Source organism: Croceivirga lutea, from assembly GCF_014235875.1.
GTDB lineage: Bacteria > Bacteroidota > Bacteroidia > Flavobacteriales > Flavobacteriaceae > Croceivirga > Croceivirga lutea.
In genome coordinates this window covers 281,549-297,191 of the sequence record NZ_JACJUK010000005.1, presented here as the reverse complement: position 1 = coordinate 297,191, position 15,643 = coordinate 281,549, and the positions used below count along the sequence as shown (strand labels likewise).

General features: G+C 35.0%; 10 protein-coding genes and 1 tRNA gene. 8 read left to right on the top strand and 3 right to left on the bottom strand.

The genetic code is table 11. From position 1 onward, the window contains the following. Positions 1-128: 128 nt before the first annotated feature. Positions 129-683, top strand: a complete 555-nt coding sequence (locus H5V42_RS11320; protein WP_185783279.1) for a hypothetical protein — start codon at positions 129-131, stop codon at positions 681-683. Between the two features lie 50 nt (positions 684-733). Here H5V42_RS11320 and polA read toward each other — a convergent pair whose 3' ends face one another. Both polA and H5V42_RS11310 read right to left on the bottom strand, forming a co-directional pair. Beyond that, the gene (gene polA, locus H5V42_RS11315) at positions 734-3,568 is read right to left on the bottom strand and encodes a DNA polymerase I (RefSeq protein WP_185783278.1); all 2,835 of its coding nucleotides are present in this window, start codon (positions 3,566-3,568) and stop codon (positions 734-736) included. Between the two features lie 96 nt (positions 3,569-3,664). After that, positions 3,665-4,654: an isoaspartyl peptidase/L-asparaginase family protein gene (locus tag H5V42_RS11310; protein ID WP_185783277.1), complete on the bottom strand. Its 990-nt coding sequence runs from the start codon at positions 4,652-4,654 to the stop codon at positions 3,665-3,667. Between the two features lie 97 nt (positions 4,655-4,751). On the opposite strand from H5V42_RS11310, the gene H5V42_RS11305 reads away from it, so the two are divergent. From H5V42_RS11305 to H5V42_RS11295, 3 genes are all read left to right on the top strand, one after another. Beyond that, a complete protein-coding gene (locus tag H5V42_RS11305; RefSeq protein ID WP_185783276.1) occupies positions 4,752-5,471 on the top strand; it encodes a copper homeostasis protein CutC in 720 nt (239 codons plus the stop codon). 55 nt (positions 5,472-5,526) lie between these two features. Continuing rightward, positions 5,527-6,759: a metallophosphoesterase gene (locus H5V42_RS11300; protein ID WP_185783275.1), complete on the top strand. Its 1,233-nt coding sequence runs from the start codon at positions 5,527-5,529 to the stop codon at positions 6,757-6,759. Positions 6,760-7,091: 332 nt separating this feature from the next. Further along, positions 7,092-7,388, top strand: coding sequence for a thioredoxin family protein (locus tag H5V42_RS11295; protein ID WP_185783274.1), 297 nt, complete (start codon positions 7,092-7,094; stop codon positions 7,386-7,388). Positions 7,389-7,393: 5 nt separating this feature from the next. On the opposite strand, the gene H5V42_RS11290 is transcribed toward H5V42_RS11295, so the two are convergent. After that, positions 7,394-10,726, bottom strand: coding sequence for a DUF2723 domain-containing protein (locus H5V42_RS11290; RefSeq protein WP_185783273.1), 3,333 nt, complete (start codon positions 10,724-10,726; stop codon positions 7,394-7,396). Positions 10,727-10,897: 171 nt separating this feature from the next. On the opposite strand from H5V42_RS11290, the gene H5V42_RS11285 reads away from it, so the two are divergent. The 4 genes from H5V42_RS11285 (at position 10,898) to infB (ending at position 15,634) form a co-directional block, all read left to right on the top strand. After that, a tRNA-Gln gene (locus tag H5V42_RS11285) sits at positions 10,898-10,969 on the top strand. A 145-nt stretch (positions 10,970-11,114) separates the two neighbouring features. Beyond that, positions 11,115-11,576, top strand: a complete 462-nt coding sequence (gene rimP, locus H5V42_RS11280; protein WP_185783272.1) for a ribosome assembly cofactor RimP — start codon at positions 11,115-11,117, stop codon at positions 11,574-11,576. 13 nt (positions 11,577-11,589) lie between these two features. Continuing rightward, complete coding sequence (gene nusA, locus H5V42_RS11275) at positions 11,590-12,822, top strand: transcription termination factor NusA (RefSeq protein ID WP_185783271.1); 1,233 nt, start codon at positions 11,590-11,592, stop codon at positions 12,820-12,822. A gap of 40 nt (positions 12,823-12,862) precedes the next feature. Next, on the top strand, positions 12,863-15,634 hold the full coding sequence (gene infB / locus H5V42_RS11270; RefSeq protein ID WP_185783270.1) for a translation initiation factor IF-2: 2,772 nt from the start codon (positions 12,863-12,865) through the stop codon (positions 15,632-15,634). The last annotated feature ends 9 nt before the right edge of the window (positions 15,635-15,643 follow it).

Here is a 15,643-nt window from a genome sequence, read left to right as displayed (position 1 = left end):
TAAATTGTCTTAATAAAAGTAAAATTGATACTTATAAAGGTAATTTAGCACATAAATTAGACAATTCAATAGTTATCCTTCATAGTATTCTTTTTCAATTTTGCATTGGATTATTGAATTAAGTAATTATGAAAAATAGAAAAGTATATCCAATAATTTGGTCGTGGCCAGCTTCAACTTTTAGCTTAGATGTTTACTATGGCTATGATAAAAATAGTAAAGAAATTACCTTAACCAATAGTAAACTCTTAAACAATAATGTGGCACAATTGCAACTTAATTTAAAGCACTTTGTGGCAATTGATGAACATGGCAAAGAACATACTATTCAAACATTTGAAAGCCCAGAAATCTTAGTAGTAAAAGGTATGTCTAATGGGTTTTTTATAAAAACATTAGAAGAAATTAACTTACCTGTTGGGGTGTATCAAACACTACGGTTTTATGTTGAAAACGACAACAATAACGCAGTGTATATTAACGGTGATATTGAAAAAATATCTGAGCTTTCAAGCGTAGATTTTAAAATTAAAAATGACTTGGTAGTTCAAAAAGAAGTAGCTCAGAAATTTAAAATTTGGTTTGATTTGCCCTCATTTAAATGGACAAGCTTTTTCAATCCATTTACCAATCTTTTCAAGCGAAATCAGAAAAGAACGCCGCGTCTAGTTAGTAGTTTTTAATAGCAAATTAATAGAACTAAAAAAGCACCTTTTTAAGGTGCTTTTCTTTTTTAATGCGCTTCTAGCCAATTTTGTCCTACACCAACTTCTACATCTAAGGGGACATCCATTTTATAGGCATTTTCCATTTCGTGCTTAATTAATGTTTTCATTTCATCCAACTCGTCTTTATGGCAATCAAAAACCAATTCATCATGTACTTGTAATAACATTTTGGTTTTATAATTCCCTTTAGTTAACTTATTGTGAATGTTAATCATAGCAATTTTTATGATGTCAGCAGCACTACCTTGTATAGGTGCATTAACCGCATTACGTTCTGCAGCTCCGCGCACTACTTGGTTGCCTGAATTTATGTCTTTAAGATATCTACGTCTTCTTAAAACTGTTTGTACATAACCATTTTCACGAGCAAATTCTACTTGGTCGCTCATATAGTTTCTAAGCTTTGGGTAGGTTTTGTAGTAGGTCTCTATAAGCTCTTTAGCTTCGGTTCTAGATAAATCTGTTTGATTGCTTAAACCAAAAGCAGAAACCCCATAGATAATTCCAAAGTTTACAGTTTTGGCATTACTACGTTGTTCACGGGTAACTTCATTAATAGGTACATTAAAGACTTTTGAAGCTGTAGATGCATGAATATCTTCTCCATTTTTAAATGCTGAAATCATGGTGTTTTCTTCACTTAAAGCAGCAATAATTCGCAATTCAATTTGTGAATAATCCGCAGCTAATAGCACATAGTTTTCATCTCTAGGAATAAATGCTTTTCTTACCTGCCTACCACGTTCTGTACGTATAGGAATGTTTTGTAGATTGGGGTTGTTGCTACTTAATCTACCAGTTGCGGCCACGGTTTGCATATAATCTGTATGCACCCTACCTGTTTCTTTTTGAACCTCATTTGGCAACGCATCAACATAAGTGCTTTTGAGTTTAGCTAATCCACGATAATCTAAAACATTCTTTATTATCTCATGGTCTTTAGCTAAATAGGAAAGTACATCTTCAGAAGTTGAAAATTGACCAGTTTTGGTTTTCTTAGGCTTGTCTACCAACTTCATTTTTCCAAATAAGATTTCTCCCAATTGTTTTGGGGAACCAATATTAAATTCTTCTCCTGCTTGTTCGTAAATATTAGTTTCCAATGATTTAATATCAGTATCTAATTCAACGGAAAGTTTGTTGAGAAATTCTTGATCAAGATTAATGCCTTCTTGTTCCATGGCTGCCAAAACTCTTAGTAATGGAACTTCAATTTCTTCAAAAAGTTTTGTAGTGTTTGCTTCTTTGAGTTCTGGTCTAAAATGTTGCGCTAACTGGTAGGTAATATCGGCATCTTCGACCGCATATTCTGTTTGTTTTTCTATAGGAACTTGGCGCATGCTAAGCTGATTCTTTCCTTTTTTGCCTATCAATTCTGTTATGGAAACTGGAGTGTAATTTAAATAGGTTTCTGCCAGAACATCCATATTATGTCTCATATCTGGATTGATGAGGTAATGTGCCAACATGGTATCAAATAATTCACCCTTGACATTGATGTTATAGTTTTGAAGCACCTTAATATCATACTTCAAATTTTGACCTATTTTTTCGATTTCCTCAGCTTCAAAAAACGGGCGAAGTTTTTCGATTAGTTGCATGGCTTCACTTTTATCTTCAGGGAATGCCATGTAATAACCTTTGCCAGCAGACCATGAAAATGCTATACCAACTAGTTCTGCTTCTAACGGATTAATACTTGTGGTTTCAGTATCAAAACAAACAGAAGGTTGACTCATTAAGTTTTTAATAAACAACTCTGTTGCCATTCCTTCTTTAACTAATTGATACAAGTGACTAACATCGGCAATGGTTTTTCTACTGTTTACATCTTTTATAGTGGCAGCAGCATCTGCCGGATTTCCGCCAAATAAAGTGAACTGCCCACTGCCAGCAACCTTAGCTTCTTCTTTAGCCGTTTTTGTACTGGTAACTTGAGCTGTAGTAGCTGCCTCGCCAGAGAAAATTTTAATGAACTGCTCTTTTAATCTTCTAAACTCTAAACTTTCAAAAATTTCTTGAACCTTTTCAGCATCTGGTTCACACATTTCAAAGTCTTCTGGGTCAAAAGTTACCTCGCAGTCAGTTTTTATTTCGGCCAGTTTTCGCGATAATCGTCCTAGCTCAGCATTAGCTTCAACTTTCTCTTTCATTTTACCTTTTAACTGGTCTGTATTGGCTAATAAACCTTCTAAAGAATCAAACTGTTCTAAGAATTTTTTAGCGGTTTTGTCACCAACCCCAGGTAAACCAGGAATGTTGTCGCTGGCATCACCCATCATGCCTAAGTAATCTATAACCTGCTCAGGTCTTTTTACACCAAAGCGCTTTTGAATTTCAGGAATTCCCCATATCTCAATACCATTACCCATTCTGGCAGGTCTATACATAAAAATGTTTTCGGAAACCAATTGCCCAAAATCTTTGTCTGGGGTAACCATAAAAGTTTTATAGCCTTCTTTTTCGGCCTGTTTAGCTAGGGTTCCTATTAAATCATCTGCTTCATACCCTTCTAATTCCACAACAGGAATCTTCATAGCCTTTAAGATGTCTTGAATATAAGGTACAGCTATTCGTATAGCTTCTGGTGTTTCATCTCTGTTAGCTTTATATTCTCCAAACATTTCTGTACGCTCTACGCTTCCTCCTTTATCAAAAGCTACTGCTAAATGATCTGGTTGTTCACGCTTAATCACATCAAAAAGTGAATTCATAAAACCATAAATGGCAGAAGTATCCATACCAGATGAAGTAATTCTTGGATTCTTAATTAAGGCGTAATATCCTCTAAATATTAATGCGTATGCATCTAAAAGAAATAGTCTTTTTTGATCAGACATCTTAGATAATTAAAAGTTGTAAGTTAAAAGCTAAATGTAAAGAAAAGCTTAGACAATTTAGGTGTTTAGAAAGCTTAGTTACCAACAGCAATAGCCTTAAGAATAAAAGCTATTAGAAGGTATGTTCTCATGTCCGCTGTTATCATATTTACGATAGGTAAAACCAGGATGTACACAATATGAACCGGTTTCTCCATTCTTATTTATTGCTAAGAAGCCAATTTGAAAATCTTTTCGCCCTTCGTTTTTCTTCATAATACGTTTTACACCTTCTTCACAGGCCTCTTGCGGACTTTTACCTTGGCGCATTAATTCTACAATTAAAAAACTACCAACAGTTCGTATTACTTCCTCACCTACACCGGTAGCCGTTGCAGCACCAACTTCATTATCTACAAATAAACCGGCTCCAATGATAGGCGAGTCTCCAACACGACCACCAAATTTATAGGCCATACCACTAGTTGTACAAGCGCCAGATAAATCTCCATTCTCATCTATGGCTAGCATACCAATGGTGTCGTGGTTTTCTATGTTAATAATTGTTTCGTATTCAGAGGTTTTTAGCCATTCTTGATACTGTTTTCTTGTGCTTTCTGTAAGTAAATTTTCTTTTTTAAATCCTTGTTCGTACGCAAATTTTTCTGCGCCTTCTCCAGCGAGAATTATGTGGGGAGTTTCTTCCATAACTTTTCTGGCAACAGAAACCGGATGCGCTATATTTTTTAAATAAACTACAGACCCACAATTGCCAGCTGCATCCATTATACAGGCGTCTAATGTAACATTACCATCTCTATCTGGTCGTCCGCCTTTACCAACCGTTTCATTAGTTATATCGGCTTCTTCTACGCGCACACCTTGTTCAACTGCATCAAGAGCACTGCCTCCAATGCTTAAAACTTCCCATGCCTTAGCCGATGCATTTTTAAAATCCCATGTACATACAACAATTGGTTTTACTTGGGTTGCAGTCGCAGTGGCCTCTATTGGTTTTACATCATTTTTACAAGAGGCTATAAACGGAGTGGCTGCAATCCCTGCTGTTGTTAAACTAGAATTCTTTATAAATTTTCGACGTTTCATGCTGCTGGTTTTATATTTTTCAAGTTACACTTTTAGGATGAAAATAATTTTTTTAAAAATGTGAATTCTTACATTGCATTCATAGAACGCTATTAAAATGATTGTTGAGGTCTGCGCAAATAGTTTAGAATCTGCATTAAATGCTGAAAAGGCCGGGGCAGACCGTATTGAGTTATGTTCAGAATTGGGCGTTGGCGGTATTACACCTTCTCTCGGAACTATAGCATTAGTTAGAGAAAAATTATCAATTCCTGTTCATGTTTTAATTCGACCCAGAAGTGGTCATTTTACCTATTCATCTTTAGAATTAGAGGTTATGCTTCGAAATATTTCTTTTTGTAATGAAATTGGAGTTGATGGTATTGTTTCTGGAGCCTTAATAAATTCAGATGAGATTGATTTAGCTACAACTCAAAAATTAGTAGAGAAATCTGGACAAATGCATTTTACGTTTCACCGCGCATTTGATTGGGTTATTCAGCCCACTGATGCGTTGAAAAAGTTGAAAGCAATTGGGGTTAAAACGGTTTTGTCTTCAGGAGGAAAAAATAGTGCTGAAAATGGTTTGTTGAATTTATCCAATTGGCAGCAACAAACACAGGTTACACTTATGCCAGGTGGCGGAGTTAACTATTCTAATATTAATAAGTTTAAAAAAGCAGGATTTAAAGCTATTCATTTGTCAGGAACTTCCTTTGGCTATCCCGTAAAGCTGGAGAATAAAATAACTATGAATTCTAGTAAACATTTAGTGGAAAACAAAGTGGCTGTAACCAATTTGGAAACTATTCGTCAAATAGTAGAGGCAGTTAAATAAATCTAAAACAGGCTGCTAGAGAAGTATTTACAATAATTTTGTAAAAATTTTTTGAATGACCCGGTTAATACTAATTTTTTCTATATTTTATTTTGCATTTGCCTTTTATGGGTTTCAAGCATTTAAAACCTTGTTTAAAAGTGTTTTGGTGCATTGGGCATACGCACTTGCATTTTTTGGTGCTTGGGCTTTTTTGTTTGTAAAAGTGATTACTGCAAACCCAGACACAGCTATGCGCGGGCAAATTACCTTTGCGGGGGGTGTGTTTTTTGCATTTTTACTATTTGCACTTTTTTTAAGTGTTTTTTTACTTCCCGAAGATGTTTTTAGATTATCTGTTTTTGGGTACAATAAAGTAGCAGGGGTTTCAGAAGAGAGCACTAAATTTTTTCCCTCTAGAAGAAAATTTATAAGCACCATTGCACTAGGTGTAGCTTCTTTACCTTTTGGGGCACTTCTTTACGGAATGTATAAGGGTAAGTATAATTACCAGGTGTTTAAATATGATTTAACCTTTGATGATTTGCCAGATGCTTTTGATGGTTATCAAATTACTCAGATTTCTGACATTCACAGTGGAAGTTTTGATGATAAAGAAAAAGTAGCTTACGGTGTAGATTTGGTAAACAAACAAAATAGTGATGTTATTTTGTTTACTGGTGACATTGTAAATGATAGAACTGAAGAGCTACGACCATGGGCAGATACATTTTCAAAGCTTAGAGCCAAAGATGGCGTGTTTTCTATTTTAGGTAACCATGATTATGGAGATTATGCAGAATGGCCCACCAAAGAAGCTAAAGCTCAAAACCTTAAAGAATTAAAAAGTTTGCAACGTAAAATGGGCTTTGATTTGCTTTTAGATGAAAACAGATTTTTAGAAAAAAATGGACAAAGAATAGCCCTACTTGGTGTTGAAAATTGGGGTAGAGGTCGTTTTAAGAAAGCTGGAGATTTGCAAAAAGCAAAAAAAGGGGTTGCCAAAGATGACTTTAAAATTTTAATGAGCCATGACCCTTCTCATTGGGAGGATGTCGTAGTTAGTGATGATTACCATTTTCATTTAACTTTAAGTGGCCACACCCACGGAATGCAATTTGGTGTGGAAATTCCTGGATTTATAAAATGGAGTCCTGTAAAATGGCGTTATAAATATTGGGCCGGAATTTATAAGGAAATGGGGCAATTTATAAACGTAAACCGTGGTTTTGGTTTTATTGGGTATCCTGGTAGAGTAGGAATTTTACCCGAAATTACTGTTATTACTTTACGTAAAAGTGAAGCCTAAAAACCTATTTAATTTAGTAGTACGCATACTTGGATAGCAGTTTAAAAAATAGGAATACCATATTTTTTTATTTTTAGTGAAGCCCCAAAATTCGCTATTTTCAGGTTTAACTAGAATTTAACTTGTTGTAAGTTATCTACTTAGAATCAATTTGAAATTATTTGATTTTCAAAGTCTTGTGTGCTGTATTGAGAATTCAAAAGTTCTAGTAAATTCAAAAATTTTGACTATTGCTTTAGTCAATCAATGCTCATTGTCTCTTTACCAACAGATTTGAGTAAAATGAGTTTAACAAATTTTGTTACATTTGAGTAGTAATATAAGCCTAATCTATGTCAAAATTTGGTGAATTAATTGATTTAGAAATACCAGTTTTATTGGATTTCTACGCCGAATGGAATGAACAATCTACTTCTATGCATCCCGTTCTAAGAGATGTTGCAGCCGCTTTAGGTGACAAAGGTAAAGTCATAAAAATAGATGTCGATAAAAATAAAGAACTATCACAGGCGCTTAGAATTAAAGGCTTGCCAACATTAATGATTTATAAAAGAGGTGAAATGGTATGGCGCCAAAGCGGTGAGCAAGACGCCAATACCTTAATTGGAATTTTAAACGAATACCTTTAACTAAATTATTGTTCTTCTAGTAAAACAGTATCTTCTACTGGTTGTATGGTATCAAAACTGGCTTCTAGAGAATCGTCTTCATAAGAAGGGTAATCTTCTAAGTAATCGTCTTCTGCCTCTACAAAATCTTGAAACAGATTAATATATTCTCTAAGTATTAACGTCTCTTTTTCAGCGTATTCATTATCTCCATTTTCTGAAAGTAAAAACACTAAGCGTTGGTAAGCTTCTAAATCACCAATAATATCTTCAAGATTTTGGTATTGTTCATCTCGTGGAACACCGCTGTAATATTCTAAACGTTCTTGATATACTTTCTTTAACTTCTCAAATATCACTCTTGCCTTTTCGGTTTCGCCGACTTTATAATAACCATCCATAAAGGGCTCTACAAAGGCATAAAAACCGTAATGTTCCACTGGTAAGTTGGTCATCGCAATTTCGATAACATCTTTGGCTTTATCTAGTTTTTCTTCTTTAATAAGTTCCTCCATTAATCGCGCTAGATTTCCTCGAAAACTTAAACCTTGTGAACGGGTTTGTGGGTCATGATAAATATCATTGCTACCAGAATTACCCCACTGCCATTTTTTTACAATGTCATAGCAAAGTTCAGTATCAATTCTACCCATTTCATAGGAACTTCTGTTTTCAGTTTTAATTGGTACTAATTTGTAAACTAAACCATCCATTTGCAGATACTTTTTCATCCAGATATATTCAGCATTGTCAAAACTACCTCCAGAAAAGTATATTGGTCGTTTCCAATCATTGTTAGCAATAATATCTAACATAAGTATTCTGTTTTTTGGTAACGCACTTTGTGGTAAATCAATATCAATATAGTCTAAGATTAATGCAGAGTCTTTTTCTTTTACCAATCCGCTTTCTAAAACATTCTTCTTGTTTACTGGAATTCTAATTTTATTTGTAGGGTAATAAACAATGTCTAAATTACTTTCAGAATAGGCTGATAAATCTGCTCCTTGCCGCTCTAGTAGGCTCTTAAATTTTGTTTGCGGTTTATCACTACCAATCCAATTCATAAAATCTTTAATAGTCCAGCGGTTTTCTGTCAAACCTTGATAATAAACTGCATCTCTAGTGCCATACCTGTATTTATCATGTGACAATTGTGATGGTATCGGCGCACTTTCATAGGCTCGTCTTTTCATTTGGTCTATGTACCAATCTGTAGCAAATAAACTGGTATTAATTATGCGTACGTCTGTTCTATACTTTTCAATTTCTTGAACATACCATAGTGGAAAAGTATCGTTGTCTCCTATAGTGAACAAAATTGCGCCTGCGTCTTCTTGACAAGAATCTAAATATGACTTTGCTGTACTATTAGCCGTATATCTGCCAGACCTATCATGGTCATCCCAGTTTTGAAAAGCCATTAAAAAGGGTACTGCTAATAGGCAGATTGCTGTAGTAATTGGTGCCGCTAAATCTGATTTCATTAGTTTTTTAGCTTCCTCAAATAAGCCATAAACTCCTAGGCCTATCCATAAACAAAATATAAAGAAGGAGCCTACTAATGAATAATCTCTTTCTCTTGGCTGAAATATATAAGGATTTGTGTAAAACTGAATAGCCAAGCCAGTAAAAATAAAGAATACAAATAGTACCCAAAACTGTTTTGGGTTTTTAGAAACTTGAAAGAATATGCCAATTATTCCAAGAATTAATGGCAAAAAGAAATAGACATTTCTTGCTTTGTTATCCAAGACTTCACTTGGTAAATTATCTTGACTTCTAAATAGGAAAGAGTCTATGAATTTAATACCACTTCGCCATTCTCCATTAATGTCATACCTACCTTGTAAATCATTTTGCCTACCCACAAAATTCCACATAAAATAACGTAGGTACATGTAGCTCCATTGAAATTCAAAAAGATATTTTATATTATCCCCCAAGGTGGGTGGTTGTACCTCAATATATTCACTAAAACTTCTTAAAAATTCAATATATTGCTCGGTGTCAATCTTACCTTGCGCATTCATTTCTTCAAACTGCCGAATGGCAGTTCTTAAATCTGTATTAGAAATGTGAGCAGGTTTTATTTTGTATTCCAAACGGCCAAAATAGCGCATGTAATTTTCAGCATGTTGATCGCTCCACATTCTTGGCATTATGCCAACATGTTTGTCATTAGGGCCAGGAATAGCGTTTTCATATTTATTTACGATTACGTATTTGCCTAATTTTTCATCTTTTTCATATTTGGGCTTATCATCAATATCATCACCAGACGGTGCAAAGGTGTCTGAATAATACGCGCCAAAAAACGGACTCTCAACCCCAGGGTATTGCTCTCTATTGTAATAGGCTAATAATGCTCTTGCGTCTTCAGGGTTATTTTCATTAACCACGGTTTTTGCATTTGCTCTTATGGGTAACATTAGCCATGAAGAAAAACCTAGCATTAAAAACATTAAACATAATACAATTAGGTTTGCGGTATGATACCCTTTTTTACGGGTGTAATTAAGGCCAAAATAAAATGCCGCAATAAACAATATACCTACGATAATAGTACCAGAATTAAATGGTAGGCCTACTTGGTTTACAAAGAAAACCTCACCAAGACCAAATATTTTTAATACGTAGGTTAAAGAGAATTTGTAGACAAGAACAAGCACAGCAATGACAATAATATTGCCTAAAAGAAAATTCTTTATCGTCGTTTTTTCTTTTTTCTTAAAATAATAAAGCAAACCAATAGAAGGTATGGCTAAAAAGCCCATAAACTGAATGCCAAAAACAAGACCCACTACAAAGCAAATTAATAACAACCATCTATTACCTCTAGGGTCATCTAAATTATCTGTCCATTTTAGGCCTAACCAGAGTAAAAGAGCCATGATAAAACTAGCCATGGCGTATACTTCAGTCTCTACTGCATTGAACCAAAAACTATCTGAGAAAGTAAATGCTAAAGCGCCCACTAAACCACTTCCAAGAATAGCAATGGCTTGTCCGTTACTTTTCTCTTTGCCCTGTATGATTAGTTTTTCTAATAGATTGGTGATAATCCAAAAGGTAAATAGAATAGCAAATGCGCTTGAAACCACAGAAACTGAATTTACCATAAACGCTATTTTGGTTGTATCACCAAAAGCAAACATTGCAAAGAATGCACCTATCATTTGTAATAATGGTGCTCCAGGGGGGTGGCCAACTTGTAGTTTAGCAGATGTGGTAATGTATTCACCAGCATCCCAAAAACTTCCTGTAGGTTCAACGGTTATAAAGTAAACAATAAGGGCAATGAAAAATGTAAACCAACCAAAAATGGTGTTCCATTTTTTAAAATTGTCTGCAAACATGTGCTTGTTTATTAATCAAGATGCGGCGAATTTACCAAAATCTATACATTAAATAACCGATTTTGGCAAAAGGTTAAAATTAGAAAGTTTTAAATAAGCTATTAAATAAATTTGTAGGTAAAACTTGTTTGTATTAAATTTGCACGCTCAAAAGCGGAAATGCTTTGGTATTGGCCCATGGTGTAATTGGCAACACTCCGGTTTTTGGTACCGTCATTCTAGGTTCGAGTCCTAGTGGGCCAACGAAAAAATCCCAGCAATTGCTGGGATTTTTGTTTCCTTACCAGTGTATTGGATTGCAGCACAAGTTGTTGTATATTTGCATCACTGAAAGAATAAAAAATATTCAAGAGGGGACCCTGAGTCCCCTCTTTTATTGAATAATTTTATGTTGAAAGAAAAAGCTTATGAATTATTGGAAAAAGCTCTAGAAGAAAAAGATGAGCTATTTCTAATAGATTTTAAAGTATCGCCAGATAATAAAATTAAAGTTGTTTTGGATGGTGATACTGGAGTAAGTTTAGAAGATTGTATGGCTATAAGTAGAGCTATTGAACATAACCTGGATAGGGAAGAACAAGATTTCTCTTTAGAGGTTACATCGGCTGGAGCAAGTTCTCCATTAGAATTGCCAAGGCAATACAAGAAAAATATTGGTCGAAAATTAAAGGTTAAAACCCAAGATGGGGAATTAGAGGGTACTTTAACTGCGGCAAATGATGAGAATTTGACGTTAGAGTGGAAAGCTCGTGAACCTAAACCTATTGGTAAAGGAAAGCATACAGTTCAGAAAAAAGAAGTAATATCTTTTTCTGAAGTAATAGAAGCAAAAGTTGTTTTAAAATTTTAACTGGAATAAAAGAATGGAAAATTTAGCCCTTATAGAATCCTTTTCAGAATTTAAGGATGATAAGTTTATTGACAGGGTAACGCTAATGGCAATTTTAGAAGAAGTGTTTCGTAATGCGTTAAAAAAGAAATTTGGTTCAGATGAGAACTTTGACATTATTATAAATCCAGATAAAGGAGATTTAGAAATTTGGAGAAACCGTGTTGTTGTTGAAGACGGTGAGGTGGAAGAACCAAATGAAGAGATTTCATTAACAGAAGCAAGAAAAATAGAGCCAGATTTTGAGGTCGGAGAAGATGTTTCAGAAGAAGTAAAACTTTTTGACTTAGGTAGACGTGCAATTTTAGCATTAAGACAAAACTTAATTGCTAAAATTCATGAGCATGACAATACAACTATTTACAAGCAGTTTAAAGATTTAGAAGGAGAAATTTATACTGCTGAGGTTCATCATATTCGCCACAAAGCAATTATTTTATTAGATGATGAAGGCAATGAAATAATTTTGCCAAAAGACAAACAAATTCCTTCAGATTTCTTCAGAAAAGGAGATAATGTTCGTGGTATTATTGAGAGTGTAGAGCTTAAGGGTGCTAAACCAGCAATAATTATGTCTAGAACTGCACCTAAATTTTTAGAACAATTATTTTTCCAAGAAATACCAGAAGTTTTTGATGGTTTAATAACAATCAAAAAGGCGGTGCGTATTCCAGGAGAAAAAGCAAAGGTTGCCGTAGACTCTTATGACGATAGAATAGACCCTGTAGGTGCGTGTGTGGGTATGAAAGGTTCTAGAATTCACGGTATCGTAAGAGAATTGGGTAATGAAAATATAGATGTTATAAATTGGACCAACAATCCGCAATTGTTAGTAACAAGAGCGTTGAGTCCAGCAAGAGTAACATCAGTTAAATTAGATGATGATAAAATGACCGCTCAAGTGTATTTAAAGCCTGAAGAGGTTTCTAAAGCAATTGGTCGAGGTGGTCATAACATACGTTTAGCAGGTCAATTAACCGGTTATGAAATTGATGTCTTCAGAGAAGGTGTTGAAGAAGACGTTGAGTTGACAGAGTTTTCTGATGAAATAGATGTGTGGATTATAGAAGAATTCAAGAAGATTGGTTTAGATACTGCAAGAAGTGTTCTTGAATTAGACGTTGAAGATTTAGTTAAACGTACAGACCTTGAAGTGGAAACTGTAGAGGAGGTTGTGCGTATTCTAAAGTCAGAGTTTGAAGATTAAAATTATATTTGCAGCAATTTTTAGAGGAGTAACCTAATTTATGGCAGGAAATCCAACAATACGATTAAATAAAGTTTTAAGGGAACTTAATATCTCATTGGACCGGGCTGTGGACTATTTAAGTTCGCAAGGTCACGATGTTGAGGCGCGCCCTACTACTAAAATCACTAGTGAGGTGTATCAAGTTCTGTTGGATGAATTCCAAACAGATGCTAGTAAAAAAGCTGCTTCTCAAGAAGTAGCTGAAGAAAAGCAGAAAGAAAAAGAAGAGATTCGTCTTAAAATGGAGCGTGAGCAAGAAGAACGTAGACTTGCTCGTGAAAAAAGACAGGCTGCTGATAATAAGGTGGTAAGGGGTAAGGCCGAATTGACTGGCCCCAAAACCGTAGGTAAAATAGACTTGAATCCTAAGCCCGCTGTTAAAAAGGAGCAGCCTAAGGAAGAAATACAAAAAGAAGAAACTCCTAAAAAGGTTGAAGAGTTCAAACCAGTAGTCGAAACCAAACCTGAGGTTGAAGTTAAGAAAGAAGCGCCTAAAGTAGCGGCTGAACCTAAAGTAGAACAACCTAAAAAGGAAGAGCCTAAGAAAGAAGTTGAGCCTAAGAAGCAGGAAGAAAAGAAAGAAGAAGCTCCAACCGAAGAAAAGACCGAAGAATCTCAAACAATTACTACAAAATACCAAAAGCTTTCTGGACCAAAAATTACAGGAGCTAAAATTGATTTGAGCAAATTTGAAAAACCAAAGAAAAAGAAAGAAGATGCAAAGAAAGATGGCAATTCAAATGACAATAGAAGACGTAAAAGAAAACGTATAGTTTCTGGCGGAAACAATAATAACCAGAATAATAAGAGAGGTAAAACAGGAGGAAATCGTAGAGGTCAAAAATCTACACCTAAGGTTGAGCCTACAGAAGAAGAAGTTCAAAAGCAGGTTAGAGAAACCCTTGAAAAATTACAAGGAAAATCTAACAAAGGTAAAGGGGCTAAATACCGTAGAGAAAAAAGAGACCAACATAGACAACAGTCAGAAAAGGAGCTTGCTCAACAAGAACAGGAGAGCAAGGTTTTAAAGGTAACAGAGTTTGTTACTGTTAATGAGGTGGCTACAATGATGGATGTGTCTACAACAGAAATAATTTCTGCATGTATGTCTTTAGGTATGATGGTGACTTTAAATCAGCGATTAGATGCCGAAACCTTATCAATTGTTGCTGATGAATTTGGATACAAGGTTGAATTTGTTACCGCTGAAATTGAGGAGAGTATTGAAGTTGAGGAAGATAATCCTGAAGATTTAAAACCTAGAGCTCCAATTGTTACCGTAATGGGGCACGTTGATCATGGTAAAACTTCCTTATTAGATTACATAAGAGAAGAGAATGTAATTGCAGGTGAAAGCGGTGGTATTACACAGCATATTGGTGCCTATGGTGTAACACTTGAGGATGGTCAAAAAATGACATTTTTAGATACTCCTGGTCACGAAGCGTTTACCGCTATGCGTGCAAGGGGTGCACAGGTAACAGATATCGCAATTATTGTTGTTGCTGCGGATGATGATATTATGCCGCAAACCAAAGAAGCAATAAGCCATGCTCAAGCTGCTGGTGTTCCAATAGTTTTTGCTATCAATAAAATAGATAAGCCTACTGCCAATCCAGATAAGATTAAAGAAGGTTTAGCTCAGATGAATCTTTTAGTTGAAGATTGGGGTGGAAAAATTCAATCTCATGATATCTCTGCCAAAACAGGGCAAGGAGTTAACGAACTCTTAGAAAAAGTGCTATTAGAGGCCGAATTACTAGAATTAAAAGCTAATCCAGATAGACTTGCAGATGGTACTGTAGTTGAGGCTTTTTTAGATAAAGGTAGAGGTTATGTGTCTACAATTTTAGTGCAAAATGGTACTCTTAAAGTTGGTGACTATGTTTTAGCAGGTACCAATAGTGGTAAGGTTAAAGCAATGCAAGACGAGCGTGGTAAAGATGTGAAACTAGTAGGACCAGCTACACCAATTTCAATTCTTGGATTAGATGGGGCTCCGCAAGCAGGTGATAAGTTTAACGTTCTCGAAGATGAAAGAGAAGCTAAGTCTATTGCCTCTAAACGTTCTCAGCTACAACGAGAGCAATCTGTGAGAACACAACGCCATATAACTCTAGATGAGATTGGAAGACGAATTGCACTTGGTGAGTTTAAAGAGTTAAATGTAATTCTTAAAGGTGATGTTGATGGTTCAGTAGAAGCATTGACAGACTCATTCCAAAAACTTTCAACAGAAGAAATTCAAGTTAATATTATCCACAAAGGTGTAGGTGCAATAACAGAATCTGATGTGTTATTAGCAAGTGCTTCCGACGCGGTTATAATTGGATTTAATGTTAGACCAATGGGTAACGCTCGTATGATAGCTGATAAGGAAGAGATTGATATTAGAACATACTCTATTATTTATGATGCTATAAACGATTTAAAAGATGCAATGGAAGGTATGTTGTCTCCAGAGCTTAAAGAAGAAGTTACGGGTACGGCAGAAATTAGAGAAACCTTTAAAATATCTAAAATCGGAACTATTGCTGGTTGTATGGTTACTAGTGGTAAAATATACCGAAACTCTCAAATTCGACTAATTAGAGACGGGGTGGTTGTCTTTACCGGAGAACTATCTTCTTTGAAACGATTTAAAGATGATGTAAAAGAAGTTTCAAAAGGTTATGATTGTGGTATGCAGGTTAAAAACTATAATGATATTCAAGTAAATGATATCATTGAAGCATTCCAAGAAGTAGCGGTTAAAAAGAAACTTAAATAATACTATTCT